This window comes from Lactobacillus sp. RTP31084st1_F9_RTP31084_210423 (assembly GCF_040919545.1).
GTDB classification, from domain to species: Bacteria; Bacillota; Bacilli; order Lactobacillales; family Lactobacillaceae; genus Lactobacillus; species Lactobacillus paragasseri.
In genome coordinates, this window is sequence record NZ_JBCOVH010000002.1 from 402,066 (window position 1) to 421,055 (window position 18,990).

Annotated in this window: 18 protein-coding genes and 1 pseudogene; 15 read left to right on the top strand and 4 right to left on the bottom strand. The window is 35.5% G+C overall.

What is annotated here, in order from left to right:
* The first annotated feature begins 40 nt into the window (after window positions 1-40).
* The 9 genes from AB5359_RS07290 (at window position 41) to trxA (ending at window position 9,713) form a co-directional block, all read left to right on the top strand.
* On the top strand, window positions 41-1,006 hold the full coding sequence (locus tag AB5359_RS07290) for a bifunctional oligoribonuclease/PAP phosphatase NrnA (protein ID WP_020807781.1): 966 nt from the start codon (window positions 41-43) through the stop codon (window positions 1,004-1,006).
* The gene (locus AB5359_RS07295; RefSeq protein WP_077410158.1) at window positions 990-2,375 is read left to right on the top strand and encodes a DEAD/DEAH box helicase; all 1,386 of its coding nucleotides are present in this window, start codon (window positions 990-992) and stop codon (window positions 2,373-2,375) included. The genes AB5359_RS07290 and AB5359_RS07295 overlap by 17 nt, the downstream gene beginning before the upstream one ends.
* 231 nt (window positions 2,376-2,606) lie before the next feature.
* Window positions 2,607-5,255, top strand: coding sequence for an alanine--tRNA ligase (gene alaS / locus AB5359_RS07300; protein WP_048685479.1), 2,649 nt, complete (start codon window positions 2,607-2,609; stop codon window positions 5,253-5,255).
* A 54-nt stretch (window positions 5,256-5,309) separates the two neighbouring features.
* Window positions 5,310-5,567 (top strand): IreB family regulatory phosphoprotein, encoded by a 258-nt coding sequence (locus tag AB5359_RS07305; RefSeq protein ID WP_003647717.1) that lies wholly within the window; start codon window positions 5,310-5,312, stop codon window positions 5,565-5,567.
* Window positions 5,567-5,998, top strand: coding sequence for a Holliday junction resolvase RuvX (gene ruvX, locus AB5359_RS07310; protein WP_048685476.1), 432 nt, complete (start codon window positions 5,567-5,569; stop codon window positions 5,996-5,998). Before AB5359_RS07305 ends, ruvX begins: the two co-directional genes overlap by 1 nt.
* Before the next feature lies 1 nt (window position 5,999).
* Window positions 6,000-6,314, top strand: coding sequence for a DUF1292 domain-containing protein (locus AB5359_RS07315; protein ID WP_020807778.1), 315 nt, complete (start codon window positions 6,000-6,002; stop codon window positions 6,312-6,314).
* Between the two features lie 55 nt (window positions 6,315-6,369).
* Entirely contained in the window at window positions 6,370-6,912 is a 543-nt protein-coding gene (locus AB5359_RS07320; RefSeq protein ID WP_003649346.1) for a CvpA family protein, read from the top strand.
* Between the two features lie 43 nt (window positions 6,913-6,955).
* Window positions 6,956-9,322: an endonuclease MutS2 gene (locus AB5359_RS07325; protein ID WP_020807776.1), complete on the top strand. Its 2,367-nt coding sequence runs from the start codon at window positions 6,956-6,958 to the stop codon at window positions 9,320-9,322.
* A 79-nt stretch (window positions 9,323-9,401) separates the two neighbouring features.
* A complete protein-coding gene (gene trxA / locus AB5359_RS07330) occupies window positions 9,402-9,713 on the top strand; it encodes a thioredoxin (RefSeq protein WP_020807775.1) in 312 nt (103 codons plus the stop codon).
* A 102-nt stretch (window positions 9,714-9,815) separates the two neighbouring features.
* On the opposite strand, the gene AB5359_RS07335 is transcribed toward trxA, so the two are convergent.
* Window positions 9,816-10,211, bottom strand: a complete 396-nt coding sequence (locus tag AB5359_RS07335) for a YslB family protein (RefSeq protein WP_003647712.1) — start codon at window positions 10,209-10,211, stop codon at window positions 9,816-9,818.
* A gap of 96 nt (window positions 10,212-10,307) precedes the next feature.
* Here AB5359_RS07335 and murI point away from each other — a divergent pair, with 96 nt between their 5' ends.
* From murI to AB5359_RS07350, 3 genes are all read left to right on the top strand, one after another.
* Complete coding sequence (murI, locus tag AB5359_RS07340) at window positions 10,308-11,108, top strand: glutamate racemase (RefSeq protein ID WP_048685471.1); 801 nt, start codon at window positions 10,308-10,310, stop codon at window positions 11,106-11,108.
* Window position 11,109: 1 nt separating this feature from the next.
* Window positions 11,110-11,733, top strand: a complete 624-nt coding sequence (locus AB5359_RS07345) for an XTP/dITP diphosphatase (RefSeq protein WP_048685469.1) — start codon at window positions 11,110-11,112, stop codon at window positions 11,731-11,733.
* Window positions 11,734-11,868: 135 nt separating this feature from the next.
* The gene (locus AB5359_RS07350) at window positions 11,869-13,047 is read left to right on the top strand and encodes an acetate/propionate family kinase (RefSeq protein ID WP_020807772.1); all 1,179 of its coding nucleotides are present in this window, start codon (window positions 11,869-11,871) and stop codon (window positions 13,045-13,047) included.
* A gap of 42 nt (window positions 13,048-13,089) precedes the next feature.
* Here the strand turns inward: AB5359_RS07350 and AB5359_RS07355 are convergent, their stop codons facing one another.
* Window positions 13,090-13,986, bottom strand: coding sequence for a mechanosensitive ion channel family protein (locus AB5359_RS07355; protein ID WP_003649340.1), 897 nt, complete (start codon window positions 13,984-13,986; stop codon window positions 13,090-13,092).
* Between the two features lie 126 nt (window positions 13,987-14,112).
* Here AB5359_RS07355 and AB5359_RS07360 point away from each other — a divergent pair, with 126 nt between their 5' ends.
* A complete protein-coding gene (locus AB5359_RS07360) occupies window positions 14,113-14,544 on the top strand; it encodes a DUF948 domain-containing protein (RefSeq protein ID WP_020807771.1) in 432 nt (143 codons plus the stop codon).
* Between the two features lie 22 nt (window positions 14,545-14,566).
* Window positions 14,567-14,908, top strand: coding sequence for a hypothetical protein (locus AB5359_RS07365; protein WP_003647706.1), 342 nt, complete (start codon window positions 14,567-14,569; stop codon window positions 14,906-14,908).
* A gap of 91 nt (window positions 14,909-14,999) precedes the next feature.
* On the opposite strand, the gene AB5359_RS07370 is transcribed toward AB5359_RS07365, so the two are convergent.
* Window positions 15,000-16,106 carry an aminopeptidase P family protein gene (locus tag AB5359_RS07370; RefSeq protein WP_003649338.1) on the bottom strand — a complete coding sequence of 369 codons (1,107 nt, stop codon included), beginning with the start codon at window positions 16,104-16,106 and terminating at the stop codon, window positions 15,000-15,002.
* Window positions 16,107-16,249: 143 nt separating this feature from the next.
* Here AB5359_RS07370 and AB5359_RS07375 point away from each other — a divergent pair, with 143 nt between their 5' ends.
* A complete protein-coding gene (locus AB5359_RS07375) occupies window positions 16,250-17,245 on the top strand; it encodes a substrate-binding domain-containing protein (RefSeq protein ID WP_048685459.1) in 996 nt (331 codons plus the stop codon).
* Between the two features lie 80 nt (window positions 17,246-17,325).
* On the opposite strand, the pseudogene AB5359_RS07380 reads toward AB5359_RS07375, so the two are convergent.
* Window positions 17,326-18,960, bottom strand: a pseudogene (locus AB5359_RS07380) (ATP-binding cassette domain-containing protein).
* Window positions 18,961-18,990: the final 30 nt, after the last annotated feature.

Here is an 18,990-nt window from a genome sequence, read left to right on the forward strand (position 1 = left end):
TGATAAAATAAATTTAGTAAACAACAAGGAGAACAGATTAATGGCAACTTTTGATGAAATTTATGAAAAGATAAAAGAATACCCAACAATTATTTTGCACCGTCACACTAGTCCTGACCCAGATGCAATTGGCTCTCAAGCTGGTTTAGCAAGATCATTGAGATTAGCTTTTCCAGATAAAAAGATTCTTTGTGCTGGTGAAAATGATGAAGGTGACTTGATCTGGATTAATAAAATGGATGAAGTAACACCTGAAGATTATCAAGGAGCTTTAGTAATTACTACTGATACTGCAAATACTCCACGTATCTCTAATAAGAATTACGATAAGGGAGATCTTTTAATTAAGATTGACCACCACCCAGATGTAGATCCATATGCAGATATGAGCTATGTAGATCCAGACGCACCAGCTGCTTCAGAAATTGTCTTTGACTTTTTGAAAGCAGAGAACTTACCAGTTACTAAGGAAGTTGCGGCAGCTTTATATGCAGGTATTGTCGGCGATACAGGTAGATTTATGTATCCTGAAACTTCAGCGCACACTTTTGACGTTGCAGCCGAATTAACTAAGACAGGAATTAACATTACTGATATTGCTAGAGAAATTGCAGATGTTACTTTTGATGAAGCCAAGTTGCAAGCTTTAGCAATGGATAAGATGGAAATTAACCCAGTTGGAGCAGCTTACACAATTTTGATGCAAGACGATTTGAAGAAGATGGGCTTAACTGACGATCAAGCAAATGTTGCTGTTTCAACTCCAGGTCGAATTAAGGACGTTTTAGCTTGGAATGTATTTGTTGAAAAACCAGACGGTACTTTCCGCGTTCATTATCGTTCAAAGGGTCCTGTAATTAATCATTTAGCTGAAAAGCATGATGGTGGTGGCCATGCATTAGCATCTGGTGCCAATGCCAAGGATATGGATGAAGTAAAACAAGTCTTTGACGAAGTAGTAGAAGTAACAAAGAAGTACAATGAAGAACATGGCACAAACAAATAGTATATTTCAAAGTGAAAAGATTAGACCAGAATTACGAACTGGTCTAGAAAAAATTAACTTTAGTAAACCCACTAAGGTTCAAGCTGCAGTTATTCCGGCTCTTTTAAATAATAAAAACGTCGTAGTTCAAGCAGCTACTGGTTCAGGTAAGACTCATGCCTACCTGTTTCCACTTTTGAACATGATTGATGAAAATGCCCCAGTAACGCAAGCTGTAGTAACCGCGCCTAGTCGTGAATTAGCAAATCAATTGTATAAAGTAGCGCGTCAATTAAGGGATGCGAGTGGTCTAAATATTTCAATTGAATATTTAGGTGGTGGCAATGACCGGAATCGCCAAATTGAAAAAGCTGAAAATAGGGCTCCACAATTAATTATTGCTACTCCTGGTCGTTTATATGACTTTGCATCAAAGAAAGTTATTAATTTAGATAACGTCAAAGCCTTTATCATTGATGAAGCAGACATGACACTTGATATGGGCTTTTTAGGGCAAATGGATGAGATTATCTCTAAGTTAGATAAAAAAGTCGTTTTAGGTGCTTTTTCAGCAACTATCCCAGTTAAGCTAGAAAATTTCTTAAGGAAGTATATGTCAAAGCCGGACTTTATCGTTATTGATAATCCAGCAATTATTGCTCCAACAATTCAAAATGACTTAATTGATGTTGGTTCAAGAGATAAAAAAGAAATTTTATATAAGCTCTTAACAATGGGACAACCATATTTGGCCTTAGTTTTTGCTAATACTAAAAAGACTGTTGATGAATTAACTGATTATCTTGAAGAGCAAGGCCTTAAGGTGGCTAAGATCCATGGCGGAATTACTGAACGTGAGCGCAAGCGTATAATTCGCCAAGTTAGAGAAGGTCAGTACCAGTATGTTGTAGCTAGCGATTTAGCTGCTAGAGGAATTGACGTACCTGGCGTTAGTTTAGTGGTTAACTATGAGATTCCTAAGGATCTTGAATTTGTTATTCACCGAATTGGTAGAACTGGTCGAAATGGCCTTAAAGGTCACGCAATTACCTTGATCTATGATGAGGAAATGCCACAAATTGAAGACTTAGAAAAATTAGGTATTCACTTTGACTTTAAAGAAATTAAAAATGGTGAATTAGTTGAAAGAACACACTACCATCGTCGTGCCAATCGTCAAGCTCGCAGTCACAAGCTTGATAATCGCATGATTGGAATGGTTAAGAAGACTAAGAAAAAAGTAAAGCCCGGGTATAAGAAGAAAATTAAGCAAGCCATTCAAAAAGACCGCCAGCAAAAGCGTAAGATCGAAGAGCGTCATCAAATTAGAAAAGCTAAACGTAGACGTAAGCGTGAGCGCGAACAAGCACGCGGAAATTTTGACAACTAGAAAATTTGTAGTAAAATAAATCACGTTTAGGACATATTACTGAAGTATTTTTCTTCAAAGAGAGGACCAGGCGGGTGAGAAGGTCTAGAAGTACTTAGTAATGCTACCTAATTTAACTAAGAAATTAAATATTTAAAGAGGTAACAAACACTGTTGCAATCAAGGTGGTACCGCGCTGGGAGCGTCCTTGTTTTATGCAATAGTGTTTTTTATATTTGTAGGAGACTTTTTATGAAACAATTGACTAGTTCACAAGTACGTCAAATGTTCTTGGACTTTTTTAAAGAGCATGGCCATATGGTTATGCCCAGTGCATCATTAATTCCACAAGACGATCCAACCTTATTGTGGATTAACTCTGGTGTTGCTACGATGAAGAAATATTTCGATGGTTCTGTTGTACCTAAGAATCACCGAATTACTTCTTCTCAAAAATCAATTAGAACTAATGATATTGAGAATGTTGGTAAAACTGCACGTCACCAAACTTTCTTTGAAATGCTTGGTAACTTCTCAGTTGGGGACTACTTTAAGAAAGAAGTTATTCCTTGGGCATGGGAATTTTTAACTAGTCCAAAATGGTTAGGCTTAGATCCAGATAAGCTTTATGTAACTGTTTATCCTAAGGATACAGAAGCATACCATATGTGGCATGATGTTGTTGGCTTACCTGAAGATCACATTGTGAAGTTAGAAGATAACTTCTGGGATATTGGTGAAGGTCCATGTGGTCCTGACTCAGAAATTTTCTATGATCGTGGTCAAGAAAATAACGATGTTGCTGAAGATGATCCTGAAAACTTCCCAGGTGGGGAAAATGCTCGCTACCTTGAGATTTGGAACATCGTATTTTCACAATTCAATCACTTACCAAATGGTAAATATGTTGATCAACCACATAAAAACATTGATACCGGTATGGGATTAGAGCGTGTTGTTTCAATTATTCAAGATGCACCAACTAACTTTGAAACTGACTTGTTCATGCCAATTATTAAAGAAACTGAAAAGTTAAGTGATGGCAAGAAGTATGCAGCAAACAAGGAAGATGATGTGGCATTTAAGATTATTGCTGACCACGTTCGTGCTGTAAGTTTTGCGATTGCTGATGGAGCTCTTCCTTCAAACTCAGGTCGTGGATATGTTTTACGTCGTTTAATTAGACGTGCCGACTTGAATGGTCAACGTTTGGGTATTAAGGGTGCATTTTTGTACAAATTAGTACCTGTAGTTGGCGAAATCATGAAGAGTCACTACCCAGAAGTTGTTGATCAACAAGCATTCATTCAAAAAGTAATTAAGAACGAGGAAGAAAGATTCCAAGTAACGCTTTCATCTGGTTTGAACTTACTTGATAACATTATTGCTGAAGCTAAGAAGAGCGATGACAAGACTGTTTCTGGTAAAGATGCGTTTAAGTTATTTGATACTTACGGCTTCCCATATGAATTAACTTTTGAAGCTGCTCAAGATGCCGGTCTTAAGGTTGATAAGAAGGGCTTTGATGAAGAAATGAAAGCCCAAAAAGAACGTGCTCGTAAGGCTCGTGGTAACTTGCAATCAATGGGCTCACAAGATGTTACTTTGATGAACATCAAGGACAAGAGTGAATTTGAGTACGGCACTCTAGAAGAAAAGCATGCTAAGTTAATCGATATTGTTGTTGATGATAAGCTAGTTGATAAAGCCGATGGTGAACACGCAACTTTAATTTTTGATAAGACTCCATTTTATGCAGAACGCGGTGGACAAGTTGCTGACCATGGTGAAATTTTGAACCAAAATGGTGAATTAGTTGCTCGCGTAACAGATGTACAACATGCACCAAACGATCAAAATTTACACTTTGTTGATATTATTTTGCCACTTGAAAAGGGACAAGAATATATCTTGAAAGTTGACCAAAAACGTCGTCGCGGCTTAAAGCACAACCATACAGCTACCCACTTATTGCATGCTGCTTTACGTGAGGTTTTAGGTACTCACACTCACCAAGCTGGATCTTTAGTTGAACCAGACTACCTACGTTTTGACTTTACTAGTTTAGAGCCAATGACTAAGAAGGAAATTGCTAACGTAGAAAAGATCGTTAACGAAAAGATCTGGGAAGAAATTCCAGTTAAGACAACAGTTACTGATCCTGATACTGGTTTAAAGATGGGTGCTTTAGCCTTATTTGGTGAAAAATATGGTGACACAGTTCGCGTTGTTCAAATTGATGACTTCTCAACTGAATTCTGTGGTGGTACCCACTGTGAAAACACTGACCAAATCGGTATGCTTAAGATTGTTTCTGAATCTGCTGTTGGTGCTGGTACTCGTAGAATTATTGCTGTGACTGGCCCAGAAGCTTATAAGTATGTAACAGACCGTGACGAGATCTTGAAAGAAGTTCAAGATGAAGTTAAGGCAACTAAGGCTGAAGATGTAACTAACAAGATTTCTTCTCTTGAAGAAGACTTACGTGCAAGCCAAAAAGAAGCTGAACAATTAAAGGCACAAATTAACAAGGCAAAAGCAGGCGACTTGTTTAATGATGTTAAGCAAGTTAAAGATTTAACTGTAATTGCTGCTCAAGCTGATGTAGAAGGCATGAATGATTTACGTGAACTTGCCGACAATTGGAAGAGCAGTGCTAAATCTGATGTTTTAGTTTTAGCTGCTGAAGTTAACGGTAAAGCCAACATGGTTATTAGCTTGAACGATAAGGCAATTAAAGCTGGTCTTAAAGCAGGCGACTTAATTAAAACAGCTGCTCCAATCTTTGGTGGTGGCGGTGGCGGTCGTCCAAATATGGCACAAGCCGGTGGTAAAAATCCAGCAGGTTTAAAGGACGCTATCGCTAAAGTGTTACAAGAAGTTGAAGAAAAACAAAATTAATTGAGTTCGTTCGATATTTCAAGTAAAATTAAGAAGAATAGGAGGAATTTTATTATGAGTTCGCTAGATAAAACAATGCATTTTGACTTTAACCAAAATAAGGGTAAGAATGTATACGACACTCTACAAGACGTATACAATGCACTTGAGGAAAAGGGCTACAGCCCAATTAATCAAATTGTTGGTTACTTACTCTCAGGCGACCCTGCATATATTCCTCGGCATAATGATGCCCGTAATTTAATCTTGAAACATGAACGTGATGAAATTATTGAGGAATTGGTTAAGAGTTATTTAGGTAAAAATAAATAATGCGATTACTTGGACTGGACGTTGGCTCTAAGACTGTGGGGGTCGCAATTAGCGATCCTTTGGGAATCACTGCTCAAGAGCTTGAAACAATCAAAATTGACGAGAGCAAGCTTAGTTTTGGCATGCGTCAAATCAGAAAGATCGTCCGTAAATATGACGTCGAAGGTTTTGTTTTAGGACTACCCAAAAATATGGATGGCAGTAGTGGGCATTCTGTAGAAAGAAGTAAGCAGTACGGTGAACGCTTGAAAGAGAAATTTGACTTGCCTGTTCATTATATGGATGAGCGGCTTACAACCGTACAAGCTGATCGTATTCTAGTTCAAGAAGCTGGCGTACATGATCGTGTTGAAAGAAAAAAAGTTATTGACCAAATGGCTGCTGTTTTGATTTTACAAAGTTATCTAGAAGCAACCAGAAAGGATAAGTAAAATGAGTGAAAAAATTAACGCTAACCAAGATAATGATCGTCAAATCACTTTAGTTGATGATCAAGGCAATGAAGAACTTTTTGAAATATTATTCACTTTTACGTCTGAAGATTATGGTAAATCCTATGTTTTACTATATCCAGCAGCCGTTAGCGACGATGATGATGTGGAAGTACAGGCTTTTAGCTACGATGCTGACGAAGACGGTGATGTAACCAGTTCTGACTTACACGAAATCACTGATGATGACGAGTGGAATATGGTACAAGGCGTTTTAAATACATTTTTGTCAGACGATCGCTTAAGTGGCGAATAATCTTCAAAAAAGACTGGCGGAGGGGCTAGTCTTTTTTGCTTAATAAGGATGAACAATGATTTCTATTCTCATTTTATTAATTTTTATTTATTGTTGTTATGTAGGTTATCGACGTGGCATAGTGTATGAAGGCTTGGCTGCAGGTGGATATGTAGTAGGGTTGATTTTTGCAACATTATTGTACAAACCCTTTAGTAACTTCTTAAATCTTTGGGTGCCATATCCTTCAGCGAGTGATCGAAGTAGTTTTGCCTTCTTTGATAAGACTACAGGATTAACCTTAGATAAGTCATTCTATGCAGCAATAGCTTTTTCGATTGTTTTGTTGCTTGTTTGCTGTATATGGCGTTTGGTGATGTTAGGTTTTAATCAGCTAAGGTATATTACTGTAGATGCTAGATTAAATACATGGGGCAGCATTATTATTGCTTTTATTGTGACCCAGATTAGTGTTTATTTGCTTTTATTTATTTTAGCTACGATTCCTAATAATAGTTTGCAAAATATGCTGGGGCATTCTATTTTAGCAAGTGGTATCTTGCATTTTTCTCCAGGAATTTCACAAATTTTCATAAAATTATTCATTACAACAATATAAAAAGTGGGCCCAGTTATGGGGCCCTTTTTGCTAGGTGGAAGATATGAACTCTAAAATTATTGAAAAATTAGAATATAATCGCATAATTAAACAATTAAGTGACTTGGCAATTACTGCACCTGCAAAAGCTCAGGCTTTGAAATTAATGCCAAGCAGTGACTTTGATGAAGTAAAAAAATCGATTGATCAAACTAGGGTACTTTCGAATATCTTGCGGGTTAAGGGACCAATGCCGATAACGGACTTTAAAGATGTTCGACCTAGTTTGAAGCGACTTAAAGTTAAGGCTAACTTAAATGGCGAAGAATTAGGTAATATATTTCTAGTCCTTAGTCTGGCTAAAGACGTGGGACAATTTACATCGGACCTTGAAGAGCGTGAAATTGATACACGTCCTATTGAAAAATATCTCAAAAATTTAGCAGTTTCAGAAGATTTGTTTAAAAAATTAAATCAGTCAATTGAATATGATGGAACAGTTAAGGATACAGCTTCTTCCAAATTGATGCAGCTTAGACATGATATTCAGAGTAATGAAACTGATATTAAGAACCACATGAATGACTATATTAGTGGCAAACATACGCAATATTTGTCTGAAAATATTGTAACTATCAGAGATGGACGTTATGTTTTACCGGTAAAACAAGAATATAAGAATAAATTTGGTGGAGTTGTTCATGATCAAAGCGCTAGTGGTCAAACTTTATTTGTTGAGCCACAAGCAGTCTTGGTACTTAATAATCGTCAGCAAAATTTGCTGGCTCAAGAGCGACAAGAGATTCACCGTATTTTAATCGAGTTATCAGAACTTGCTGGTACTTATCAAAAAGAAATTAAGAATAACGCAGTAGCTTTAGCTCAATTAGACTTTTTAAGTGCTAAAAGTAAATTAGCAAAGAAAATGAAAGCTACAGAGCCTGTCCTAAATCAAGATCATGTTATCAAATTAAGAAAGGCACGACACCCTTTAATTGATCCTAAAAAAGTAGTACCCAATAATATTGAACTAGGAACTACTTTTGACACTATGTTAATTACAGGACCAAACACCGGTGGTAAAACGATCACGTTGAAGACTTTGGGATTACTTCAATTAATGGCACAAGCTGGCTTATTTATTACTGCAGAAGAGGGGAGTCAGTTAACGGTCTTTAATGAAATCTATGCAGATATTGGAGATGAACAATCGATTGAGCAATCTTTAAGTACATTTTCATCGCATATGGATCAAATTATTAAGATCATGAATAATGTTACTGAAGATGATTTGGTTTTAATTGATGAACTTGGTGCTGGAACTGATCCAGAAGAAGGTGCAAGTCTAGCAATCGCAATCTTAGATGATTTACGCCAAACACAAGCAAAGATTGCGATTACTACGCACTATCCAGAATTAAAACTGTATGGTTATAATCGCGAGCGAACTACCAACGCTTCAATGGAATTTGACTTAAAAAAATTGGCACCAACTTATCGCTTGAGAATTGGAATTCCTGGTCAAAGTAATGCCTTTGCGATTGCACATCAATTAGGGATGAATGAAGCTGTTGTAGATAAGGCTAGAAGTTTAATGAACGATGAAGACAGCGATATTAATAAAATGATTGAGCGTTTAACTGAACAAACTAAGGCTGCTGAACAACTTCATGAAACTTTGAAGCAAAATGTTGATCAAAGTATCACGCTTAAACGTCAACTTCAAAATGGACTTGATTGGTATAACCAACAAGTACAGAAACAACTTGAAAAGTCTCAGGAGAAGGCTGATGAAATGCTTGCTAAGAAACGTAAGCAAGCTGAAAAAATTATTAATGATCTTGAAGAGCAAAGAAGAGCTGGCGGACAAGTTAGAACAAATAAAGTAATTGAAGCTAAAGGCGCTTTGAATAAACTTGAGCGTGAAAATCAAAACTTAGCTAATAATAAGGTGCTACAGCGTGAAAAAAAGCGTCATGATGTAAGTGTAGGCGATAATGTTAAAGTCCTTTCATATGGCCAACAAGGTGTAATTACGAAGAAGTTAGGCGATCATGAATTTGAAGTCCAAATTGGTATTTTGAAGGTGAAAGTAACTGATCGTGATGTTGAAAAGATCGCTGCACAAGCCAGTCAAAAAAAGCCAGAAAAATCTGTTCGCTCTAGCCGCGGTCTTCGCTCTAGCCGTGCAAGCAGTGAACTTGATTTAAGAGGGCAGCGCTATGAAGAAGCTTTAACTAACTTAGATCGTTATCTTGATGCCTCGCTTTTAGCTGGTTTGAATACGGTGACCATCATTCATGGTATTGGTACAGGTGCAATTCGAAATGGTGTTCAACAGTATTTGAAACGTAATCGACATGTAAAGAGTTATAATTATGCTCCAGCCAATCAAGGTGGAACAGGGGCTACAATAGTTAATTTGCAATAAGCAATATACTTGCAAAAAGTTAGTACTTCTACTAAACTATATTTATAATTTAAAGAATTTATTTTGTGAGGTAATAACTATGGTTGATGAAATTACAGATGCAACTTTTGAAGATGAAACTAGCGAAGGTGTTGTTTTAACTGATTTCTGGGCAACTTGGTGTGGTCCATGTAAAATGCAATCACCAGTAATTGACCAACTTTCAGAAGAAATGGACGATGTAAAGTTCACTAAGATGGATGTTGACCAAAATCAAGAAACAGCTCGAAACTTAGGAATCATGGCAATTCCAACTTTACTAATTAAAAAAGATGGTAAAATTGTTGACCGCCTAACTGGCTATACTCCTAAGGAAAAGCTTGAACAAATTTTAGATCAATACACTGATTAATTTACATTCAAAAAGGGTACAAACTATGAATTTTAAATAGTTTGTACCCTTTTTAGTATTAATATTTTTTCTTCATTAAGAGTAATTAATCAGAAAGAGTAATTAATCAGACTGAGCTGTGATTTGAACGACATGTTTTTTAGTAATCGTAGCTGAAGCCTCAGTAGGAGTACCATTTTGGCGTTCTAAACATTCTGCAATAATTCCACTTTCTAATGAAAACTCATCACTTTGACTATCTAGTCGATCAGTAACAACTTGTCCTGAAAGTTCGAAAACTGCAGTGTGTTTACGATCTTTGAGTACTTTTAAAGTTCCAAATTGAGCCATGTCAAAAAATTCGATTAAGTCATCGATATCTGATAAGTCATATTTACGACTGACATGTTTACCAGCCCAGTAAAGAATTTCTTTATCTTCGCTACCTAAGATAGTAGGCAAGATAAAGTCACGGTATAATGAATTTAAAAAATAAAGATGTTCGTTTGTATGTTCCATGCTTTCATTTCCTTTTGTCTTCTATAACATTTTAACTTAAAATAGGTGGAGGGGAAAAGAGATTTTAATCATCATTTGTTTAAAGGAGTTTTTTTAATGGATAATCGACCAATTGGAGTTTTAGATTCAGGCTTAGGTGGCTTAACTGTATTAAAAAAAGTAATTGAAAAAATGCCTAATGAATCAACTATTTTCATTGGTGATCAGGCTAATATGCCATATGGAGATCGCTCAAAAGAAGAAATTATTTCTTTAACTCGCGATAGTGTAAACTTCTTATTAAGTAAAGATGTAAAGATTATTATTTTTGGTTGCAACACAGCGACTGCAGTTGCAATGTCTACTATTCAAAAAGAAGTTCCTTTGCAAATAATTGGAGTGGTTCAATCTGGTGCCTTAGCTGCAGCTAGGGCCACAGAAACAAAGAATGTTGCGGTAATTGGTACTAAGGCAACTGTTAATAGTCATTCTTATTTAAAAGAAATTCAATATCGTGATCCAGAAATTCAAGTAAGCGAATTTGCACAACCTAAATTAGCACCTCTTGCTGAGGAAGATCCTGCTGAAGAGATTAAACAGGCTGTTGTCAGCGAAAGCTTAGCGCCATTGAGAAATATTGATTACGATACTCTTGTTTTAGGCTGTACTCATTATCCATTATTAAGAGATGAAATTGTTGCAGTGGTTGGTCAAGATAAAAAAATTGTTGATCCAGCTGATCAGGTGGCACAATATACCTATAACGTTTTACGGCGTGACGGCTTATTTGCTGCTGATGATTCTGATACAACACATGAGTACTATACGACAGGGGAAGCTAAGAAGTTCACTGAAATAACACGTCAATGGATGAATGATGAAACAATTGTTGGTCATCATGTAAATGCTGAGGATTAAAATGGATACTTTATTATTTGCAACTAACAACAAAAATAAGGCTAAGGAAGTTGAAGAGGCCTTACAAAAGAATAACTTTCCAATTCATGTGATTACTAATCAAGATTTAACTGATCCGCCACATGTTTTAGAAACTGGTACCACATTTTTAGCTAATGCCAAGCTAAAGGCTCACCAGATGGCAGAATTTAGCAATCTACCGACTTTAGCTGATGATTCAGGATTATCGGTCGATAAATTAAATGGCGCTCCTGGTGTCTATTCTGCGCGCTATGGCGGGGAAGCTCATAATGACGCTTTGAACAATGCTAAATTATTAGCTGAATTAGGCGGCGTGCCAAAAGAAGAAAGAAAGGCTACTTTTCATACAACAATGGTTGTTTCCTGGCCAGGTAAATTTGAGGATGATTTAGTAACCGAAGGCAAAATTCGCGGTGAAATTTTAACTTATCCACAAGGTAAAGGCAATTTCGGTTATGATCCGCTTTTCTTTGTTCCTGATAAGGGCAAAACGTTTGCTGAAATGACAGTGGATGAAAAGAATGCAATTTCTCATCGAGGTCAAGCTTTGAGAAAATTACTTACTGAATTACCAGCCTGGTGGAAAAAGATGGAAAATAAATAAATTTCGAAGAACTTATTCTGATTAATGGATAAGTTCTTTTATTTTCTACTTTTAATTGTTAAGATGAAAGCGCTATACTAAAATTGTGAGTTTACTTGATAAATGTAAGTTTAGTTGAAATTGAGGTTATAGCGTATGAAAAAAGTTTTAGCAATTAATTCAGGAAGCTCTTCCTTTAAATATAAATTATTTTCTTTCCCTGATGAAAAAGTCATTGCTTCAGGAATGGCTGATCGAGTGGGGATGGAAAATGCTGTCTTTAAAATCAAGCTAAGTAATGGCCGAGAATATATCAAAAATATGCCTATTCATGATCAAGAAGAGGCAGTGAAGCTTTTAATTGAGGATTTGAAAAAATTTCATGTAGTTGAAGACCTGAGAGAAATTACTGGAATTGGTCACCGAATTGTAAATGGCGGTGAAATATTTAAGGAATCTGTTCGTGTTGGTGACAAAGAGTTACAAGAAATATTTGATTTAGGTGAACTTGCACCTTTGCATAATATTCCTGAGGCAAATGGAATCAAGGCCTTTTTGAAAATTGTTCCTAATGTTCCACAGGTAGCGGTTTTTGATACTTCTTATCATCAAACTTTAGATCCAATCCACTATCTATATTCGATTCCTTATGAATATTATGAAGATTATGGCATCAGAAAATATGGTGCGCATGGAATTTCTATTTCTTATGTTGCACCGCGTGCAGCCAAGATGCTTAAGAAAAATCCTAACTTAGTTAACTTGATTGTTTGCCACTTAGGATCAGGTGCTTCAGTTACTGCGGTTAAACGTGGAAAGTCTTATGATACTTCAATGGGAATTAGCCCGTTAACTGGTGTAACAATGGGAACGAGAAGTGGAGATTTTGATCCTTCAGCGCTGCAACGTTTAATGCATAAGACCGGAATGAATATTGATGAAGCAATTGATGTTTTGAATTATAAGTCAGGATTATTAGGTATTTCAGGTGTATCTTCTGATATGCGTGATTTAATTGAAAGTAAAGATAAGCGTGCTAAGTTAGCACGTAAGATATTCATTAACCGAGTTGTTCGCTATGTAGGCGCCTATGCAGCAGAGTTAGGCAGAATTGATGCAGTTGTCTTTACTGCAGGAGTAGGTGAACATGATCCTGGCATTAGAGCTGGTATTATGTCTTCATTAAGATATTTGGGTTTAGAACCAGATTTTAAGGCTAATCGAACAGATGGCGAAAAGTTTATTTCTAAACCTAAGTCTAGAGTAAAGGCACTTATTGTCCCAACTAATGAAGAATTAATGATTGCTCGCGAAGTAGTTCGCGTTGTGCAATAAAAAAGGATTAAGCAATAGATAAAAGTCTAGTTGCTTAATCCTTTAAGATGCAGAACTATTTTCTTGTTTTGTTGGCATGGGACTGAATTTAAGCCCGCGTTGATTGAATTCTTTGATATAAGCACTGAGATAGGCATTTTTAATCGTACTTTGGCTATTTGCAATTACTTGAAAATGAATTTGATAGGTAATACTTGAGCCGGTTTGATTAATGATTCCAATAATTTGAGGGCCCTTTTTGATTTGTTTTTTAAACTTATCTTTTAAAGCGGCGTTTACCGTATCAACGGCATGATTAATTTCAGTAAGATTATTTTCTACTGAAAGATTTAAATTAATATCCATGCTCCAGCCAGAGTGTGAACCATGACTCAAATTTTCAACTACGGTAATGTTACGATTAGGAATATAGATTACAGCGCCATTAGTAGTTTTAAGGCGGGTATTACGCAAGGTAAAGGAGAGAACAGTTCCGGTGTAGTTGCCAATTTTGACAGTATCGCCGATATTGTATTCACCTTCGCTTAAGATGTTCATCCCAGTTATGACATCGCTAACTAAGCCCTGTGCGCCCATTCCTAAGGCTAGAGATACTAACCCTACACTAGCTAACAACGTTCCGACTGGGATTCCCATTAACGTTAAAACGCTATATAAATAAAATAAGAGAACAGTGTATTGAAAAAGAGCAATTCCTAATTGAGCTAGAGTTCTTTTCCTTCCAGTCATACGTTCTTGAAATTTAGGATTCTTTAATAAATATTTCGTTAATAAGCGTTTCCCTATATGCCAAATTAAAAAGAAAATAATTGTAGTAATAATAATTTGTATACCACGACTTAATAAAGTATGAAGTACATTGTCCCAATTAATTAAGGAATCAATGTTATTAGTTTTTTTAGTTGTAGAAGTTCCTTTTAGAAGAGTAGACCAGTTCAACTCATGCCCTCCTTATCTAATTTCTTTAAAAATAGTATATCAAAAACTTGGGTACTATTTCATTGCTTGAGGGGAGGAATAATGCTAGACTTTTTTATGAGAGGAATAATTAATGGAGGATAGATTATGTCAATTTCATATGGTGCATTAGCTGGCTTAATTGCAGCAGTTGCCTTTTTAATCTTGGTCTTATTTACTTTACCTTTAATTGTTAGAGTTACTAAGACAATGAAAAAAGTTGACGCAACTATGGACAGCGTTAATACAGCTGTTGATGATTTAACGAAACAAACTTCTGTATTAATGAAGCAAAGTGAAGATTTATTAGAAAAAAGTAATGCTCTTCTAGCTGACGTAAATGGAAAAGTAACAGAATTAGAACCAGTTGTAAAGGCGGCAGCTGATTTAGGTGAAAGCTTGTCAGACATCAATTCTTCATCAAGAAGAATGGTTGAACGCTTCTCTGGTATGGGTATTAGAGGAGCCGGAATTGGCATCTTTTCATCTCTAGTTAGTCGCATGTTTGCAAGACGTAAACGTCGTCGCGGTGAAGACTAATATTTATTAAAGGAGAACAATTATGCGTAAACTTGGTGGATTTTTATTAGGTAGCGTTGTTGGTTTAGGTGTTGGCTTAATTGCTGGCTCATTATTGTTGCCAGAAGACGCAACTGACGATGTAAAGAAAAAACTTGCTGAAAATGAAAAATTGCAAGATTTGAAAGAAAAGTATGATAAAGGAACTGAAGCAATTAAGAATCAATTAGCTTCTTTCCCTAAGTCAGTTGAAGATGATTCAGAATTAAGAGATTTTGATGATATCGTAATTGATGACACTAACAAAGATCTTGGCGAAGATGAAAAATCTGACAAGGATGCTGTTAGTGACTTAAACAATGCTGAAGATACTGAAAATAACTAAAATTAAATATTTATAAAGAGAATCAAGTTTTGCTTGATTCTTTTTTTACAATAAAAAACCTGCTGATAAAGTTTATCAACAGGTTTTTTGATTAGTCTTTAACTGGAATGTATTTTAATTCCTTACTTGTCTTAGTGAAGGTTTCAAAACCGTTTTTAGTGACTACACCACAATCTTCAATTCTAACGCCGGCTACGTTAGGAATGTAAATACCAGGTTCAATTGAGAAGCACATACCTTCTTCAAGAACTACGTCGTTTCCTTCCATGATTTGTGGAAATTCGTGAACGTTCATCCCAATACCATGACCAAGACGGTGAATAAAGTATTCTCCATAACCAGCCTTAGTAATAATATCTCTAGCAACAGCATCAAGTTCGCTGGCAGTAATACCTGGTTTCGCTGCTTCAATAGCTGCTTGTTGTGCTTCACGGTCGACTTCATAAATTTCTTTTTCTTTAGCAGTTGGTTCGCCGTAAGCGACAGTTCTACTTGAGTCAGAAGCATAGCCGTTGTGCATGGTTCCAAGATCGAATAAAACTAATTCGTTTGGTTCAATTTTGTTCATTGTTGGACCAAGGTGAGGGTTAGCTGCATTTGTACCTGCTTGGACGATCGTTTCAAAACTAGTATGCATTACACCTTTTTGAAGTTTTAGTTGGTAATCAATTTGTCCAGCAACATAACGTTCAGTTACGCCGTTTCTAAGAGCATTGAAACCAATTTGAAAAGCAAAGTCAGCTTCTGCACCGGCAGCTTTTAATTGTTTTACTTCTTCGGGGGTTTTACGTAAACGTGCTTCAGCTACGAATGGAGAAACGTTATTGGTAAATGAAGAATCAGGAAAGGCAATGCGTAATTGTTCTAAACGATCAACTGAGAGATGTGATTTTTCAATTGCGATATTATTAGGTTTACCGACACGTTGATTTACTAAATCAGCAATTTTTGCCCATGGATTTTCATGGTCAAGATAGCCATAAACATCGCCATCCCAGGCAGAATTTTTAGCTTCTTCAACATTTAATTCAGGCGCAAAGATAAATGCAGGCTTGTCTTTAAAAGCAAGTAAAGCAAAAATTCTTTCATGTGGATCCATGCTATAGCCAGTGAAATAATTAATACTGATTGGATCAGAAATATAAGCAACGTCATTATTGGTTGAAATTAACCAATTTTGTAACTTGTCTAAGTTCATAATTTTGGCTCCTTTTTTAATATTTACTGGGAGTATACCATATAATATGGTAAAATAATGAGTTTTTAGTCGTAAACGGTTGCAATGTGTTGATATTCTTGATAAGTTATAAAAGAGTGTTTTTACAGGAGTGTGAGAAATTTATGCAAAAGCAAGAAGTAACTATTTATGATGTTGCTCGTGAAGCAAAAGTTTCTATGGCTACTGTTTCAAGAGTAGTAAATGGAAATAATAATGTACGTAAAGAAACACGTGAAAAAGTATTAGCTGTCATTGATCGTTTGCATTATCAACCTAATGCAGTTGCTCAGGGATTAGCTTCAAAGAGAACTACAACAGTTGGATTAATTGTTCCTGATTTGACAAACATGCACTTTGCTGAATTATCTAAAGGAATTGACGATATTGCTACGATGTATAAGTATAATATCTTACTTTCCAGTGTTGGTAATACTTTGTTGAATGAAGATCAAGTAATCCAAAACTTACTTAATAAGCAAGTTGATGGTGTAATTTACATGTCAAACTTAATGAGTGAAAAGGCTCAAGAAATCTTCAAGCGTACAAATACACCAGTTGTTTTAGCTGGTACTGCTGATGCTAACCAAGACTTTCCAAGTGTAACAATTGACTATAAAGCCGCTGAAAAGGAAGCATTGAGTCTTCTTTTAGAAAACGGTAAGAAGAACTTAGCCTTAATTGTAGGTGACGGAAAAGCTTATGTTAACAAGGACAACCGTTTCGTTGCTTATACGGATTTCATGGAAGAACATAATTTGAAGAATGTTCATATCTATGAAGATGCTAAAACTTATGAAGATGGCTATAAGTTATTTAAGCAAATTAAAGCTGATAAAGTAGATGGGATTATTGCTACTCGTGATGTAACAGCTGCAGGTATCGTTAATGCGGCTGTTCATGCAGGCGTAAAGATTCCAGAAGACTTAGAAATTATTTCTGCTGCATCAACTAATGTTGCTAAAATTGTTCGTCCTCAATTAACAACTGTTCAACAACCACTTTATGATATCGGTGCTGTTGCAATGAGAATGTTAACTAAGTTGATGGACGATGAAGAATTAGATGATGCTCATGTTATCTTGCCATATACTTTGAAGAAGTCTCGTTCTACTAAGTAGATAAGTTAATATTAAAAAAGTACTGTTACTCTGCGGTTGAAAAAACGTCCATGTTAACAGTACTTTTTTGTATTGTGAATTTAAATGGTTTCACTAGCTGTATTTTTTATTTCATTTAAATTAACTACTTTGTTAGCTAATTGTTCGATTTCGTTCCTTAAGTGATGAGTTACCATAATCACTGTTTTATCCTGTTTAGTCAGAATCAAACGTTCGAGCTGTGTACTTGAGGCTTTATCTAATGCAGACGTTGCTTCATCTAGTAAGTAGATTGGAGTATCACGTAATATTTCTCTAGCAAATGCAATACGTTGCTTTTGGCCGCCAGATAATTACTTTCCTTGATCATCTAAAACTGTATCAATTCCATTAGGTAGTTTAGTAATTAAATCTTCTAGGCCACATTCTTTGATTACCTTATTAATTTTCTGAGTTGATATCTTTTTTCCTAAAGTTAAATTCCATTTTAGGGATGCTGAAAAAATATACGGATCTTGCTGTAAATAAGAAATTTTCTGATGTAGGTCATGATCTGAAATTTGATCGTAACTCATATTGCCAAGGTTAATTTCTCCTTTGTAGTCTCTTAGTAAGCCACCAATTAGATTTAAAATTGTGGATTTTCCAGCTGCAGAATCTCCTGTTAGAATATATTTATTTTGCAATATAAAATCTAAATTCAAATTATGGAAAATTGGTTCATCACTTTCAGTATAATGGTAGGAAACATTCTTTAGGTTAAGTTTTCCTAGTTGCCAATTAGAAATTGAATGCGGCTCACTTTCATTGTTAGATACAGATTTAAATTTTTCCATTATTGGTTTTATAGACTTAAATTCCTGCCAATTAAAACTAATACCACTTAATTCAGCGAAAATTGTACTAGCAAAGAATTGTGCACCACTAATCGTACCAACTGCTGTAAGATGATGTAAGATTAGCCAACCAGTTTGTCCTAAAATAATGACTTGGCTAATAAATGCTAAGCCATTAGTTATTGCTTGAGTTATTCCAGCGGTTTTACTGTAGTTTAGTGTATGCTTTTTTACATCGTCTGAAGAACCATCTATTTTTTTTACGATAGTCTGAGGGAGATTAGCTAAAAAGAGTGTATTGAAGCCATTTAATATATCATTAATTGTATTAACTAATCGTTCGTTAGCATGAGTATATTCTAATGATCGTTTAGCTAAGATTTTAGAAAACATATTTGGCACGATTCCCATAATAACTGTTAAGACAACAACAGTTACTACCAAACTTATATTGAAATATGCTAGTGTAAGCATCCCAAAAACTATTTCACTAACTTGTCTGACAATCATTAAAAAGTCAGTAATTCCGAAATTATTAATAGTAGTAATATCATTAGTTAGCCAAGAACTGTATGTTGCTACAGTTTGTTTATGAAAAGTAGCATAATTTGCCTTGGATAAGTCTGTTGCAATACTATTTCTGATTAATTTGTCTACATTTTGAGATAAACGTGTCTGTTCTACGTTAACAAGACAATTAACAATAGCATAAATGATATAGGCTCCGCCCATTATTGCAACCCACATAAAGAATTCAGCGGCACGTAATTTAGCAACCGAACTCAATGCATTAGCGCTAGAAATACCTGCTAGTGTTAAAAATCCAGCATTAACAACTATGAGAAAGACTACTAATAGAAATTCCCATTTTAACTTTTTGAAATATTTTAGTAATTCCATTAATTGTCCTTTAAATATTAAAATTTTATT